This window comes from Oceanospirillum maris DSM 6286 (genome assembly GCF_000422865.1).
GTDB classification, from domain to species: domain Bacteria; phylum Pseudomonadota; class Gammaproteobacteria; order Pseudomonadales; family Halomonadaceae; genus Oceanospirillum; species Oceanospirillum maris.
The window spans coordinates 38348-54639 of the sequence record NZ_KE383937.1; the positions used below are offsets into that span (position 1 = coordinate 38348).

The 16292-nt window shown below is 43.2% G+C and carries 12 protein-coding genes; 8 read left to right on the forward strand and 4 right to left on the reverse strand.

Going from position 1 to position 16292, the window contains the following annotated elements; translation table 11 throughout:
* Positions 1-15: 15 nt before the first annotated feature.
* A complete protein-coding gene (locus G517_RS0114725; RefSeq protein ID WP_028305040.1) occupies positions 16-3972 on the reverse strand; it encodes a hybrid sensor histidine kinase/response regulator in 3957 nt (1318 codons plus the stop codon).
* 288 nt (positions 3973-4260) lie between these two features.
* On the opposite strand from G517_RS0114725, the gene G517_RS0114730 reads away from it, so the two are divergent.
* The 7 genes from G517_RS0114730 (at position 4261) to G517_RS0114760 (ending at position 12492) form a co-directional block, all read left to right on the forward strand.
* Positions 4261-4515, forward strand: a complete 255-nt coding sequence (locus G517_RS0114730; protein ID WP_028305041.1) for a DUF4212 domain-containing protein — start codon at positions 4261-4263, stop codon at positions 4513-4515.
* Positions 4516-4565: 50 nt separating this feature from the next.
* A complete protein-coding gene (locus tag G517_RS0114735) occupies positions 4566-6401 on the forward strand; it encodes a sodium:solute symporter family protein (protein WP_028305042.1) in 1836 nt (611 codons plus the stop codon).
* 601 nt (positions 6402-7002) lie between these two features.
* Positions 7003-7272 (forward strand): DUF4212 domain-containing protein, encoded by a 270-nt coding sequence (locus G517_RS0114740; RefSeq protein WP_028305043.1) that lies wholly within the window; start codon positions 7003-7005, stop codon positions 7270-7272.
* Positions 7273-7278: 6 nt separating this feature from the next.
* Positions 7279-9075, forward strand: coding sequence for a sodium:solute symporter family protein (locus G517_RS0114745; RefSeq protein WP_028305044.1), 1797 nt, complete (start codon positions 7279-7281; stop codon positions 9073-9075).
* Between the two features lie 119 nt (positions 9076-9194).
* Positions 9195-9701 carry a hypothetical protein gene (locus G517_RS0114750; protein WP_028305045.1) on the forward strand — a complete coding sequence of 169 codons (507 nt, stop codon included), beginning with the start codon at positions 9195-9197 and terminating at the stop codon, positions 9699-9701.
* 292 nt (positions 9702-9993) lie between these two features.
* Complete coding sequence (locus G517_RS0114755; protein ID WP_028305046.1) at positions 9994-11829, forward strand: DUF294 nucleotidyltransferase-like domain-containing protein; 1836 nt, start codon at positions 9994-9996, stop codon at positions 11827-11829.
* Between the two features lie 39 nt (positions 11830-11868).
* Positions 11869-12492, forward strand: coding sequence for a 3'-5' exonuclease (locus tag G517_RS0114760; protein WP_028305047.1), 624 nt, complete (start codon positions 11869-11871; stop codon positions 12490-12492).
* Positions 12493-12616: 124 nt separating this feature from the next.
* On the opposite strand, the gene G517_RS0114765 is transcribed toward G517_RS0114760, so the two are convergent.
* Both G517_RS0114765 and G517_RS0114770 read right to left on the reverse strand, forming a co-directional pair.
* Positions 12617-13690, reverse strand: a complete 1074-nt coding sequence (locus tag G517_RS0114765) for a polysaccharide deacetylase family protein (protein ID WP_028305048.1) — start codon at positions 13688-13690, stop codon at positions 12617-12619.
* Positions 13687-14295 carry a DNA-J related domain-containing protein gene (locus G517_RS0114770; RefSeq protein ID WP_028305049.1) on the reverse strand — a complete coding sequence of 203 codons (609 nt, stop codon included), beginning with the start codon at positions 14293-14295 and terminating at the stop codon, positions 13687-13689. Before G517_RS0114770 ends, G517_RS0114765 begins: the two co-directional genes overlap by 4 nt.
* A 208-nt stretch (positions 14296-14503) precedes the next feature.
* On the opposite strand from G517_RS0114770, the gene ttcA reads away from it, so the two are divergent.
* Positions 14504-15346: a tRNA 2-thiocytidine(32) synthetase TtcA gene (ttcA, locus tag G517_RS0114775; protein ID WP_028305050.1), complete on the forward strand. Its 843-nt coding sequence runs from the start codon at positions 14504-14506 to the stop codon at positions 15344-15346.
* A 95-nt stretch (positions 15347-15441) separates the two neighbouring features.
* On the opposite strand, the gene fnr is transcribed toward ttcA, so the two are convergent.
* A complete protein-coding gene (gene fnr, locus G517_RS0114780; protein ID WP_028305051.1) occupies positions 15442-16227 on the reverse strand; it encodes a fumarate/nitrate reduction transcriptional regulator Fnr in 786 nt (261 codons plus the stop codon).
* Between the last annotated feature and the right edge of the window lie 65 nt (positions 16228-16292).

Below are 16292 nucleotides of genomic sequence, written 5' to 3' on the forward strand. Positions count from 1 at the left end.
ATTTAATCTAATCACTTAATTTTTTAGCTTATGGCTTTTCAATACTCGAGTCACCATGGCCCTTAAGGGCGCAGGTTTTAGGGGTTTATGTAGCAAGGTGTAGCCCTCTCGACGAATTTCCTCTGCAATTTCTTCTGTTCGGTCAGCGGTAATCATAATGCCAGGTAATGGTTCATCCACAATCTCTTGGATCGCGGATAAAGCCATAACGCCTGTTACATCGTTATCAAGGTGGTAGTCCGCCAAGACTATATCGGGTATTCCCGAATTACGTATAGCTGATTTGGCTCCACCAATGGTCGTTGCTTTACTTACACGGCAATCCCAGTTATTCAGCATCGCTTCCATCCCTTCTAGAATAAGTGGCTCATTATCAATACAGAGAATATGCAGTCCCGTTAAAGGGTTATTACGCTGTCTCAATCCTGAGGCACTGGCTTTTTTGTCCGGTTGCTCTCGGGGTAAATCGGCCTCTAGGCCAAAGGGGACTTCAACACTAAATACCGTGCCTTCACCGGGCCATGAGCGCACTTGAAGATTGTGATTAAGTACTCGGCTCATCCGTTCAGCAATCGACAAGCCTAACCCTAAACCTTTTTCACTTTCTTTATTATGGCGTTCAGGGTGATCGAGCCGTTTAAATTCTTGGAAAATTTCGCTCAGTTTTTCCTCTGGAATCCCTGGGCCTGTGTCCCAAACTTCAATACGTACACCTTGCTTAATATAGCGACAACCCAGCAATATTTTACCGTGCTGAGTATAGCGTGCAGCGTTAGAAAGGAAGTTCTGTACGATACGTCGTAGCATTTGACTATCACTTCTTACGATAGCTTTACTATCGACGGCATCGAACTGTAGGCCTCTATTGGTTGCCATTACGCCAAATTCTGCTTTCAATGGCTTTAAAATAGCCGCTAAGCGGAAGGTGCTAATGTTCGGCTGTAATGCACCTGCATCCAATTTAGATATATCCAGCAAGGTGCTTAAAAGTTCTTCTGCGGCTTTCAGCGAGCTATCAATATTACGGGTCATACGATATTGATCAGGGTTTTCCTCTTTTACTTGATGAGCAAGGGCCGATGTAAATAAGCGTGCGGCATTTAATGGTTGCAGTAGATCATGGGATGCGGCAGCTAAGAATCGTGTTTTGGAGGCATTAGCCTGCTCAGACAGTTGCTTGGCCTGCATTAGGTCTTGGTTAAGATCTGATAGCTCTTGAGTACGCTCGTTAACACGCTCTTCAAGTGTTTTGTTCGTTTCTTTAAGGGCTATCTCTGCTTTTCGGCGTTCAGTGATATCTTGATATAAAGAGAAGAAACCAAGGATTTCGCCTTGGTCGTTAGTATGAGGAGTGTAGGTGACTAATCCGTAACGCATTTTGCCATTATCGAGAGCTTGTTCAAGCTCAAAAATGGTACGTTTGCCACTGAGCACTTTTTCGATATAAGGGCGTCGGGCTTCGTATTGGCCTAGGGTTAGTACTTTGTAGATAGGTTGACCAATGATGGTTGTGCGATCAACCCCCATGGATTCTTCGTAAGCTTTGTTGGTAAAGAGATAACGTAAATCGGTATCAAAGTAGGCAATAAGCGCTGGGACATTATCGGTATAAATTCGAATATTGTTTTCACTTTGAATCAAGGCTTCTTCAGTTTGCTTCTGCTGAGTAATATCTTGGTAGGTATACACAAAGCCGCCGCCAGGCATAGGATTACCCTCTACATCAAGTACAGAGCCATCCTTGCGGTAGCGCACATAGCGGTGGGGTTCACCATAGCGAATATTGTCGAGTAGCTGTTGAATCTGGTCTTGAGGGTCTCCAAGACCGTATTCACCATTTTGGGCATTAAAGCGGAAGATATTCTCAATAGGCTCGCCCACACGAATAAGGTTATCTGGGAAGTTGAAGAGATCAAGATAATGCTGGTTCCAGACAACCAATCTTAAGTTATGATCCACCACGGAGATGCCTTGGCTGACGTTCTCTATGGTTGCCTGTAGTAAGGCCCGGTTAAATTCCAGCACTTGTGAGGCTTCATCTACAATCGAGATAACGTCGCTAATCTGAATCTCTTTACCTTGTAGTGCTGAATTAATCACGATTCGTGCAGAAGATGCACCAAGTACCCCCGTTAGTAAGCGTTCGGTAAACTGAATAACTTCGATACTAGCTCTGTCATCGGGCCGGAAAGATTCTTTGTTACTGTGTAAAAAGTAATCGGAGAAGGCTTTGTCGACAGGTTCTGGCTCCAGAAAACGCTCGCAAAGAGACATCAGGTCGCCCACTGATGTTGATCCCATCCAAGGGCGGGCTGATTTTGTATTTCGAGTATCAATGCTGTCGATAAAGGCAGACGCTTGGATGCGGTCAATTACCCTTTGTCGCGTAATATTAGAGACCGCAATATAAAGTATTAGATTGGCCCCAAGGCTGAAAAATACACCGTGGGTTAAGAAATCCATACGAGAGCCGAAGAGCGATTCCGGTCTTAGCCAGTAAATACCCATAGGGCCATCAGCAAACAGTCCTGATTCTACCCAGCCTGCATTGGCCAAGCTTGGCAGCATCATGGTGTAACCCCAGATTAAAATGCCGCTGGACATACCGGCTAGTGCACCGTATCGATTGCCTCTTTTCCAGTACATACCACCTATTAAGGCTGGGCCAAACTGAGCAACCGCAGCAAAAGAGAGCAAGCCTGTTGCCGCTAACGAATTAAATTCGGCGATGGCAAGGTAGGTTAAATAGGCGAGGGCGAGAACACCTATAATGGTGATGCGCCGAATTCGTAATACCAGTTGCCCAAAATCGTGATGGGATGTGTTTCCGCTCCAGCGAAATTTAAGCAGAAGAGGGATCACAATATCGTTAGAAACCATAATGCTGATGGCAATAGTGGCTAGAATCACCATGCTGGTTGCCGCTGAAAAGCCACCGATAAAAGCCAGTAATGTTAACCCACCTTCTTGAGCTGCCATGGGTAATGTTAGTACGAAGGTGTCGGGTTCAACCGTACCATCGGGGAAAATAATCAGGCCTGCTGCAGCAATAGGCAGCACGAAAAAAGCGATAGAGACAAGATAGGCAGGGAAAACCCAGCGAGAGGTACGGGCATCTTCCACATGGGTATTTTCAACAATCGCCATATGAAACTGGCGAGGTAAACAAAGAATAGCCAGCATAGCCAATAAGGTTTGGGCTAAAAAGCCGTTGCTGATCGGGTCTTTGTTGAGTTCTTTTTCTATTTCAAGGTAGTAGCGAGCATGGGTAAGAAGATCATTGAAGCCATTAAAATTGAAGCCATTAAACATGCCGTAGGTAATGGATGCGCCAACTACAATAAAGGCCAATAACTTAATAATGGACTCAAAAGCGATGGCGAGCACTAAGCCATCATGGTGTTCTGTCGCATCTATATTGCGTGTACCAAAAATAATGGCAAATACCGCCATCATAATCGCGACATAAAACCCTGTGTCACTAAAAAGGTGAACACTATTGTCTTCCAATGGGTTTGGATAACTTGTAATGACATTGTAGGACATGGTGACCGCCTTAAGTTGCAAGGCGATGTAGGGCAGAGTGCCCACTAGGGCAATTAATGTGACAAGAATTGCAAGACTTTGAGTTTTTCCGTAGCGAGAGGCAATAAAATCGGCAATAGAGGTGACGTTTTGTTTCTTGCTGACACGAATAATTTTTCGGATTAGCCCAGAAAATAACACGTACATAATAATAGGGCCGACAAAGATACTTAGGTATGTCCAGCTGCTATGGGTTGCTTGTCCTACGGTGCCATAAAATGTCCAAGAAGTGCAGTAAACGCCTAAGGCAAGACTGTAAACAACGGGGCGGCGGGAGGTTAATCTCGCTTTGCTATTTTTAGCTTTCGCATCACCCCACCAAGCTATGGCGAAGAGAATAGCGATATAGACCAGTGAGATAACGACTAATACCCAGCCTTGAAACATGCTTTAGCACCTGATGTTGAAATAAAAGACTATTGTCGTGTACTGATAACTTAGCATCAAGGCAAATAATAACCTTTAGTGGGAAGAGGTTATTCGTTCTGTAACAAAAATGATGTCTTTTTTTCACATAAGGCCACCAGCTTGAACCTCCATCGATAGGCCTTATCCGTATGAAAGGTAACAATGCTGCGCTGCATTTACGACTAAAGTAAAGAGTTTAAACCGTGCGGATTTGTTAGATTTATTGAATTGACTATCGGTCAATCCAATAACAAGAAAAGGTAGATCATGAAAGAAGAGCAAGCGGTTGCCTATTGGCGTGAAAATATTAGCTTAATTATCCGGTATTTGGTTATCTGGTTTGTTGCATCTTATGGCTGCGGCATTCTTTTTGTGGAGACGCTTAATAATATACATTTCTTTGGTTTTAAGTTGGGCTTTTGGTTTGCTCAGCAAGGTTCCATTTTCGTCTTCTTAGCCCTTTTGGTTATGTACGCGCGGAGTATGAATAAGCTTGATCGAAAATATGATGTTCATGAGTGATATCGCTTTTTATCGATAATAAGATTCAAAAATAGAGGAAGCGCTACATTATGAACCTTGATGTTCTTACCTACCTGTTTGTAGGGTTGTCATTTGCTCTTTATATCGGTATCGCTATTTGGGCGCGAGCAGGGTCAACACGGGAATTTTATATTGCTGGTGGAGGCGTGCACCCTGTTGCTAACGGTATGGCAACGGCTGCGGACTGGATGTCTGCGGCATCGTTTATCTCTCTGGCTGGTATTGTTTCATTCTCAGGTTACGACGCCTCGGGATACCTAATGGGCTGGACTGGTGGTTATGTGATGCTGGCGATGTTATTAGCCCCTTATTTGAGAAAATTTGGCAAGTTTACGGTGCCTGATTTTATTGGTGATCGCTATTACTCCAGTACGGCACGAACACTTGCGGTTATCTGCGTTATTTTCATCTCGTTTACTTATATTGCCGGTCAAATGAGAGGCACAGGGATTGTTTTCTCTCGATTTCTACATGTCGATATTGAAAGCGGTATCCTGATCGGCATGGTGATTGTTTTTTTCTATGCTGTTATGGGTGGAATGAAAGGCATTACTTATACTCAAGTGGCGCAGTACTGCATTCTTATCTTTGCTTATACGGTTCCAGCGGTTTTTCTTATTATGCAGGTAACAGGACATATCTTGCCTCAAACAGGGCTTGGGGCAACGGTGCAGTCGTCGGTTAATCCTATTTGGGAGGGTAGACCTGTGCTGTTTGTATTGGATGAGGTGATTCGAGATTTAGGTTTTCATGAATACACCTCAGGTTCAAAGACTACAATTGATATGTTCTTTATAACCGTAGCTTTAATGGCGGGTACAGCAGGTTTACCCCATGTAATTGTTCGTTTCTTTACTGTACCTAAGGTAAAAGATGCGCGTTCATCCGCAGGCTGGGCGCTAATGTTTATTGCTATTCTTTATCTCACTGTGCCAGCGGTGGGTGCTGTTGGGCGATTAAATTTAATTAATACGATCAATGGCGAAGAAGGACAGGGAACCGATTACCAGCATATGCCTTTGTGGTTTAAAAATTGGGAGCAATCAGGGCTTATTGCTTGGAATGATCGCAACGGTGACGGCCTTGTCCAGTATGCTGCAGGTGATGCCTTCGTAGGGGGCAAGCCAATCCTGACGGATCATCTTGGAGATCTGGGGCAGCGACTAACCTCGAACCCTGTTATTGATACAGAATCCAGTCTAGGTTTTGATCTAAACCGTCAGCCTTACGCAAATGAAGTTTTTGTTGATCGCGATATTATGGTACTGGCAAATCCTGAAATAGCTCAGCTTCCTGATTGGGTTATTGCCTTAGTAGCTGCTGGTGCTGTTGCGGCTGCTCTGTCAACGGCTTCAGGATTGTTGTTGGTGATTTCAACAGCGATCTCACATGATTTGTTGAAAAAGACTCTGCTACCAGAGATTAATGAGAAGCAAGAGCTGCTCGCCGCGAGGATGGCTTCTGTTGCCGCCATTTGTATTGCAGGCTACTTTGGTCTTAATCCACCCGGTTATGTGGCTGCAACGGTTGCCTTAGCCTTTGGTTTAGCCGCCGCTTCATTTTTCCCTGTCATTGTCATGGGGATTTTTTCAACACGCATGAATAAGGAAGGCGCTATTGCTGGAATGATGGTGGGATTGCTATCAACGATGGCTTATATCGTTTACTTCAAGTTTATGGATGGGGCACCAGAGGACTTATTTTTAGGTATCTCTCCAGAGGGCTTTGGTGGCGTAGGTATGCTATTAAATTTTGTGGCAGCCTTCACAGTTTCTAGCTTAACAAAGGCACCGCCTGAGCATGTGCAGGCAATGATCAAAAATATCCGTATTCCACGGGAGGCCAATAAGGCTCAGTCTCATTAATTAAGCTTTGCTAGGTTATCTCTTCACTCAGAAGAGAGATATGTTTTAGCGGTAATGAGTATAAACTTTAGCCGTGGGTATAAAAAGTGATGAATCGATGCTTAGTCTTTATCACTTTTTATATATGCAATGCAGCAATTTTAACGAGATTCTACATCTGCTTGCTTCTCGGTTTTGTTGTGTTAGGTGCTGCGGAGTGACTCATGAGTTCTAAAAGGCTTTTTTTCTAGGATTCAGTATTAGACCTTTATACCAAATGCATAAAAATCACTTCTTAACTAAATGCTATATGGTTTGTCAACTTGTTGTTTTATATCGTTTTTTTAATCTTTTATAAAAAAATCAATTTACTCTACTACTAATGTCGGGGATTACATTATCTTGGATATTTTTGAAAATCAATCAGGCCTGAAGTGTAGAGGTTTTTAATAACAATAAATTGAGAGTTAAACCTGTACGTCAGTTGGTGTTCTCAACGGATATATCAGCCTTATTAAACGATGATATAGCTACTTGAGAATTTCTAAGCTTTTGGTTGTAACTCACAACGACTCAGGCTTTATGTTGGAACTCTTAATAACAATAAACGGAGAGCATCGAAATGGCAGATGATAATAAAAGCAATGCTAATGCTGCTGAATACTGGTCGGCGAATCTTCGCTTGATCTTTGGAAGTTTGATCGTATGGGCACTGGTGTCTTACGGTTTTGCAATTCTCTTACGTCCGCTACTGGCAGGTATTCCTGTTGGTGGTACTGATTTAGGTTTCTGGTTTGCACAACAGGGCTCAATTTTGAGCTTCATCGGTATCATTTTTCATTACGCATGGAAAATGAACAAGCTTGATGAAAAATATGGCCTTGAGGAGTAAGGAAGTATGAGTCAATTTGCAATCAACATTATGTTTGTAGGGGCATCTTTTGTACTCTACATCGGTATCGCTATTTGGGCGCGTGCTGGTTCAACGAAAGAATTTTATGTAGCAGGCGGTGGTGTACACCCTGTTGCTAATGGTATGGCGACAGCGGCTGACTGGATGTCTGCAGCTTCCTTTATTTCTATGGCTGGTCTACTGGCTTCTGGCGGTTACTTTAGCTCTTCATTCCTGATGGGCTGGACTGGTGGCTATGTACTTCTAGCGATGCTTCTTGCACCTTACTTACGTAAGTTTGGTAAGTTCACCGTTCCTGATTTTATCGGTGATCGCTTCTACAGCAGTACTGCACGTACTCTAGCGGTTGTCTGTTTGATTATCGCATCAGTAACTTATGTTATTGGTCAAATGAGTGGTGCAGGCGTTGCTTTCTCTCGTTTCTTAGAAGTATCTAACGATGCAGGTATCTGGATTGCGGCTCTGATCGTATTCCTATACGCCGTATTCGGTGGCATGAAAGGCATTACCTATACTCAGGTAGCTCAGTACGTTGTACTGATCATTGCTTATACTATTCCGGCTGTATTCATTGCGATGCAGCTGACCGGTAACCCGATTCCAATGTTTGGTATGTTCGGTACTCACATTGATTCTGGTGTGCCTCTGCTGCAAAAACTGAACTTGGTTGTAACCGAGCTTGGTTTTAAAGAGTACACCGCTGATGTAGACAATAAACTGAACATGGTTCTGTTTACTCTGTCTCTGATGTTTGGTACTGCAGGTCTGCCTCACGTTATTATTCGCTTCTTCACAGTACCTAAGGTTGCTGATGCTCGCTGGTCTGCTGGTTGGGCATTAATTTTCATTGCGCTGCTATATCTAACAGCTCCTGCTGTAGCATCTATGGCTCGTCTGAACCTGATTACAACTGTTTATCCAGATGCAGCAGGTAAAGAACAGAACTACGAAGCAGCAATGAACAATCCGATTGCTTTCAATGATCGTCCAGAATGGATGAAAACATGGGAAGAAACGGGCTTGATCAAGTATGAAGATAAAAACAACGATGGTCGTATACAGTTCTACAACGATAAAAACGCTGACTTCGCACCGACTGCTGAAGCGCGTGGCTGGAAAGGTAGTGAGCTGTATGTAAATAACGATATTCTTGTACTGGCTAACCCTGAGATTGCACGTCTTCCAGGTTGGGTTATTGGTTTGATTGCTGCCGGTGGTATTGCTGCGGCACTGTCTACTGCTGCGGGTCTGCTTCTGGCGATTTCTGCGGCTATCAGTCATGACTTGATCAAGAAAACGATTAATCCTAACATCACGGAAAAAGGTGAGATGTTAGCGGCGCGTATTTCAATGGCGGCAGCTATTCTGCTGGCGACTTGGTTGGGCTTAAACCCTCCAGGTTTTGCAGCTCAGACAGTGGCACTGGCATTTGGTATTGCGGCAGCTTCTATCTTCCCTGTTCTTATGATGGGTATCTTCTCGCTAACCATGAATAGCAAAGGTGCGATCGCCGGTATGGTAACAGGCCTGGTAACGACGATTGTTTATATCTTTACCTACAAAGGATGGCTGTTCATTCCTGGCACTAACACGCTGCCTGATACTGCTGAATTCTGGATTCTAGGTATCTCTCCACTATCTTTCGGTGCAGTTGGTGCGGTGATTAACTTTGCGGTTGCATTTGCAGTATCCGGTGTTACAGAGAAGCCACCTGCAGAAATTCGTGAAATGGTAGAAAGCGTACGTTTCCCTAAAGGTGCAGGAACTGCTATTGATCACTAAAAATAGATGATTGAAAATAGTGCCTCAGTAAAAGCAGACGTATAATCGCTGCTTAGGGTAAAACCAAAAACCGGGCTTCCTTATTCAGGAGGCCCGATTTATTTTGAGGATGAATACGCATGATTTGGCATTTAGTTGCTGCAATAGTGGTTGGTGTCGCCGCTGCAGGTGTTGCATTATTTCTAAGAAAAATAAGTGGCAAGCGCCTACCAAAGTGGATTATTCCTGTTTTTGCTGGCGTGGGGATGCTGGCATATCAAGTACATACTGAATATGACTGGTTTGATCATAAAAAAATGAGCCTTCCTGAAGGTTCCGTTGTTGTTTCTACTGAAGAGCCTGGTAGTCCTTGGCGTCCTTGGACATTTGCGATACCGATGACAACGGCCTTTACGGTTTTGGATGAGGCTAGCATTAATAGTCGTATGGTAAGTAATCAGAAAGTAATTGAATTCATGTTGTATCGCTTTGAAAAACAACATGTTGATCGCGTTAAAAACCAAGCTTTCGTCATAAACTGTGACCGTCGAGAGTTGCTTCCAATGAATCTAAAACGAGAGCTGGATATTGCTGAAGGGCGGGTTCTTGGTGAAGAAGATCCTTTGTATCAAGTTATTTGTCGATAAATTATAGCGACTTAATCACTCTATTTTTTTCCTGTTCTTTGATGTGGTTATTTAAAGGCAGAGGTTGAGACTAAAGTACGGCTTAAAGCTTACCCAGAGGTTTGCTAAATTGATGGCATAACAATTTTTAACGGTGTGCATCTGAACGGTGTCTCTGACTTACCGAATACTACATTTTTACGCCAAATGTTTTTTTATGATAAAGGTTTTACTTTCGGTAATATGATCAACAGGTTCAGTTAAGCACCGTAACTGACGCATATCTCTAGCTCGCATAATAAGGATAAAATCTATGAGCAATGAGTTTGATCTATCCCATCCGCCATTTGATCTGCTCAATTCGAGGGAGCAACAGCAATTAGTGTCGAGTCTTAATATTGGTTATTTCGGTAAAGATGAAACCATTATTGATGCTGGGCAAGAGGGACAGGCTGTTTATATTGTTCTGAAGGGTGCTGTTGTTGAAATTGATCCAGATGTTTTCGATAAAAACCCAGAGTCGGGTGCTATCCGTGAGTATGCCCAGGAAGATCTGTTTGGTGCTATCAGCATTATTAACGGCACTAGTCGCTATATGTTCAGAGCCATCGAAGAAACTATTGCATGGCTGCTACCAAAAACTGTTTTTCTCACCTTGCTAGAAGCCAATGAGGCTTTCGCCACTTATTTTCAAAACACCTTAGCCGAAAAGGCCAGGCTATTAGAAGTACGCCGTAGCGAGAAGCAGGGTGGAGGCGATATGTCGTCTTTCATGTTGGCTAAGGTTGGATCATCGGTTCTGCGTGAAGCGGTTATTCTTGAGTCAGGCACCTCTATCCTTGATGCAACTCGGACTATGCGCGAGCAGCAGTCGGATTGCTTGTTGGTTAAGAGCAAGGACAATTATGGCATGGTGACTCGCACAGACCTTTTAGAAGGTGTTGTGCTGAACAATATGAGCTTAGATTCTGATATCTGCGACTTGGCGAGCTATAACCTATTAACGGTTCAGTCAGAGGACTTCCTCTTTAATGCATTGGTCTTAATGACTCGGCATAAAATCCAGAGGGTTGTTGTTTTTGATCATGACACATTAGCGGGTTTGGTTGAATTAACCGACGTGCTTAGTTTTTTCTCCAGTCAATCTCATGTCATCGGTTTGCAAATTGAGCGTGCGAATAACTTAGAAGAGTTGGCACGAGCAGCGCAAGGTACGACGGAATTAATTAACGGACTGGTCTCTCAAGGTGTGAAAATTCGTTTTGCAATGGACCTGTTAGCTGCTTTAAACGGGCGTATTATTGCAAAAGCCTATGAGCAGTTGGTACCAGAAGAGATTCGCAAAAAAACCTGCTTGCTGGTTATGGGGAGTGAAGGGCGTGGTGAGCAAGTTCTAAAAACGGATCAAGATAACGCACTTATTATCGCCGATGATCTTGATTGGCCAGAATGTGCTCAAGTGATGGAGAAGTTTACCAATACGCTACTCGATTTTGGCTATCCGCTATGTCCCGGTAATATTATGGTTTCAAACCCTGAGTGGGTCATGCGTGAATCCGAATGGAAAAAAACACTCAACCATTGGTCAGCTTCTGTTGAAGGCACAGGGTTGATGAATCTGGCTATTTTTGTTGATGCCCATGCTGTTGCTGGTAATAGCCGTTTATTTAAACGCTTACAAAGTCATCTCTTCAACAGCTTAGAGGGTAATGAAGTCTTTTATTCCTACTTTGCAATGCCACTTAGGCGCTTTAGTACCCCGCTGACTTTCTTTGGTGGCTTGAAAAACTCTGATGGTATGGATATTAAAAAAGGTGGAATTTTCCCTATTGTCCATGGTATTCGCACGATGACACTGCAGTTTAAAATAAAAGAAACGAATACTTTTCTGCGACTTGAAGCCTTAGTTGAAAAAGGCTTAATGAAGAAGAAGTTTGCTGACGATTTAGCAGAAGCACTGGCTGTAATGAGTACCCTAAGATTGCAACAACAGTTAAAAGTAGAAACTGGGCAGGCGGCTTTAGGTGAGGATAATTTGGTGTGCGCTGTTGAGCTTAATAAGCTTGATCGAGATCTTCTAAGGGAAGCGTTACATCTGGTTAAAGAGTTTAAGTCTCGAATGACGCACCGTTACCATCTTGAAAGATAACAATAATGGACTATTTAGGTAAACAGTGAGGAAAGGAACATGGTACTAAAAACAATAAGAAGTGCTACCGATAAATGGGCGCATAAGGATGGCGACTATGCTTTTATGTTTGAACCTTATGATGGGGATGAAGTTATAGCGCTTGATTGCGAAATGACGGATCTTGATCCACAAAAAGCAGAGCTGGTCTCTATTGCTGCGGTTAAGATTAAAGGTACACAAGTACTGACCAGTGAAAAGCTGGATATAAAGTTACAGAAACCAGAAAGCCTGACAGGGGATTCAATTAAAATTCATCGTATTCGCGGTGTTGATCTTCGTGGCGGTGAAGTACTTCCTGATGCGCTTGGGCAATTGATCGACTTTATTGGTAATCGTCCTATTATGGGCTATTACATTGACTATGATATTACGGTATTAAACCGCTTTATTCGTCCGCGCTTTGGTTTTAGTCTGCCAAATAAAACAATTGAGCTATCACACAGCTACTTAAATAAAGTAAAGCGTGCGAATCCTGAGTTACAGCCGGATCTTCATTTTGAGAAAATTGCAGAAAAGCTAGGTGTGCCTATGGTTGGGCAAAGGCACAGCGCCTTAGGTGATGCGATTACAACAGCTTTAATGTATGTACGCCTATTGAAAGGCCCTATACCAACGAGCTAGTAACTTTTTAACCTTAATGAGTAAACCTTTTCAACGTTTTTAACGAGTAAACCTGCATTTTTAAGAATGCTACTCTGTAAGTTTAGCCTGCAATTTATTGCAGGCTTTTTTTTACTTATTTTTATTACCAAGTGCCTTTTTGATTTGGCAGAATCCAAGTATGAGAGAACCAGTAGAAGCGTGATGATTTGTCGTGGGGGGCCGAGCAGGTATATTCGATAGGGCCTATATCTTCATCGACTTCGCTTTTCATAACAAACTTAGGACGACTTCCACCTTCTGAAATATAAGTATCAACAGGCAGACCTTTAGAATCGTTACAGCGTAAACCACTCAGTTGATAGCTGCCTGAAAGTAGCTCTACTTCTGCTTGAGGGCGACGGTTGTCTGCTGCCAATATACTAGGCTGGGCCTTGATGCGCCGAACAGGCAGAGGTAGGCTGGATAGCTTAACTGATAGATTGGTGATATTACTTGCCATATCGGTGGCCGTAAATCTAGGTAGGTAAGTGAGCGAGGTATAGCGACTTACTGGGCCTTGATGTAAGCCAAAACCAATGAGGCCTTTAGATTTAACGACTTTTCTCGCAACCTCATCGGCTTCTCCATCAGGATAAGCTAGCAGTGTTGGTGTTACGGCAAGATATTTACGCAATGCGGTTTGGTTAAGGTCGATCTCTTTTTCTAAACGGGCTTGGCGCTGTTTAGGAAGCTCATTGGGCTGTGATTTAGCAAAATTGCTACCTGTGATTCCCATAGAGCCAATCGTACCGCCTGCTTTCTGTACTTCGCGAAGTTGTTGCCAGTTCATATACAGTGGATGTTCTTTTATAATGGGTTCGGCGGCAACAAAAACGGTAAAAGGTAACTTACGAGCTGATAGGTGTTTTAGCGCATTTTGGTAAACGCTGATATAGGCGTGATCAAAGGTGATCGCGATCGTTTTATCAGGTAAAGCCTGCTTACGTTGGACACGACTGACGATTTTCTCTAATGGCCAAACGGTAAAGCCATTAGCTTTCAAGTAATCAAGATGTTTGATAAACGCTGCTTCGGAAGCACTTTTACTAGGAGGAGTCCGTTCACTAATATGCTGGTATTGTACAACGACCGCATGACGGGCGGCGAGTACAGAATGGCTGGAGCTGATGAGTACGCAGGCCATAAGAGCGAAAAGATAATTTTTATATTGGGTCATTGAAACGCTGCCTTTAAAATTGCCATAGCTTCGTTAATTTCTTGAATCTTTGAGGGGTCACCGCCCCGGTCAGGGTGGTGCTGCATTGCTAATTTACGGTAACGCTTTTTGATTTCTGCAAAAGTAATAGGTTCGCAAAGTTCTAAGCATTGAAGTGCACGCTGGCTGAGCCCTCGAGTGAGGTGTTTGTCTTCTTCAATATCAACATCAACCTTTTTCCAGAAGTTGCGCAACATATCGTCCAGCTCTTCCTCCGTGGTTTCCTGTAGCACCGTCAAATCGAGATAATAGTCACGCATAGTATCTTTTTCTTCGAGTAGATCGTGACCAAACTCATAGGGGTGCAGCTGGATATTCACGGCCGATATGTCAAGAATCCAGTGTGCTTTCTTGATTAATTGGTCTTTAAGTTCATACAGGGCGTTATAAACAAGGAAGTGCGTACGGAATAGAGTCATGGTGTCCGAGAAGGTTGCTGGAGTCACTTCTATAACGCCTGTTTCGCCCAGTGCTTTGATTAAAGCGTGCTCATTAAGCCCTTCGGGGTGCGCCTCAAGAACGAGCTGAATCGTATCAAGTAGGCGTGATCGCTGTAGAGTATTCATTTAACGCCTATGCCCATTATCCTAACCTATCATCCTATCGTCCCATGATGGACTAAAATCAAGCGATATAAAATCAGATATCATCATAAACGCTTTAAACATCAAAGTGTTGTCATTTTTTGTGCTTTTTTATCGTGATCTTGAGTTTACAATACTGCTGAGTTTGGGTAAAAGACCCTCACCGTTTTACCCATGCTTAGGAGTGTCCATGCAGGAACTATTACCGAAAGATAAACGCGAACTCAATAAACTTCAAAAGCGTTTACGCCGTCACGTTGGGCAGGCGATTGCCGACTACAATATGATTCAAGAAGGCGATAAGGTGATGGTTTGCTTATCGGGTGGTAAAGATTCCTACACAATGTTAGACATCTTGATGAGCTTACAGAAAAGCGCACCGATAAAATTTGATCTAGTGGCCGTTAACCTTGATCAAAAACAACCTGGCTTCCCTGAGCATATTTTACCGGAGTACCTTGTTTCAATTGGTGTTGATTACCATATCCTAGAGCGAGATACCTATAGTATCGTGCAAGAAAAAGTACCGGAAGGGAAAACAACGTGTGCGCTTTGTTCTCGCCTTCGTCGTGGATCGCTTTATGGTTTTGCTGAAGAGATTGGTGCCACTAAAATCGCCCTTGGCCATCATCGAGATGACATGTTAGAAACACTATTTTTAAATATGTTCTATGGCGGCACGTTAAAATCTATGCCACCGAAGTTGCTCAGCGATGATGGCAAAAATATTGTTATTCGTCCGTTGGCATATTGCGTTGAAGAGGAAATTGAAGCTTTTTCTGCTCTAAGGAAGTTTCCAATTATTCCGTGTAATTTATGTGGGTCTCAAGATGGACTACAGCGTCAGGTTATCAAGGAGATGTTACAGTCATGGGAAGCACAGTACCCTGGTCGCTTAGATAATATGTTCCGTGCGATGCAGCATATAGCGCCTTCCCAGCTGGGGGATACTGAGCTGTTTGATTTCAAAAACCTAGAGCAAAAACAGTTGAAAATGCTTGCTCAGCGTATTGATATTGTTGATGCAGGGTAGCCAAAAATAAAAAAGAGAGCCTAGGCTCTCTTTTTTATTTGGCTGTTTTATCTGATCGCTTTATTCCATTATGTACGCTGTACGGCTCTTTCCTGTTAGCCTTCGTTTGCTATTTTAGGTTCTTGAATTATTTTAGATTCTTGATCAGGTAGGCCTGCAAGAATACTTAAACCTTCCATATTTAGTATGTGAACTTCCTTGCCGTTAACGGCAATTAAATTGCTGTTTTGAAAGCGAGTAAAAACACGACTAACGGTTTCTACAGCTAAGCCAAGGTAGTTGCCAATCTCATTACGTGACATAGGTAGTCGGAATGTAAACGGCGAGTAGCCACGACGTTTAAAGCGTGTTGATAGGTTGGTCAAGAAGGTAGCAACCCGCTGCTCAGCATTCTTTTTACTCAGTAGCATCATCATTTGTTTATCATCACGAAGCTCTCGACTCATGATGCGTAGCACTTGTGAGCGTAATTCAGGCAACTCTTTTGCCAACTCTTCTAGGCGAGCAAAAGGAATTTCACATACAGTTGTGGTTTCTAGCGCTTTTGCGGAAACAGGATATGTTTCGCAGTCGATGCCATCTAGGCCTACTAACTCACTTGGCAGATGAAAGTTGGTAATCTGCTCCTCACCATCGTTGGTTATGGCATAGTTTTTGATACTGCCCGAGCGGACAGCGTACACACAGTCAAAACGATCACCTTGATGGAAAAGGTGTTCACCTTTTTTCAAAGGTTGGCGACGTTTAATTATTTTATCCAGCTGGTCAATGTCTTCAAAGTTAAGTGATATTGGCAGGCAGAGAGAACTCAAGCTGCAGGTTACACATTTAGTTTCCTTGCTAGGGTGAAAACAAATTCCCTTAAGTTGCCCTTTTGGCATGTCTGAACTCCGGGCTGGTGATGACAGTATGAGTCACGAAAGCCTTTAACTAGGCGTTGGTTCAT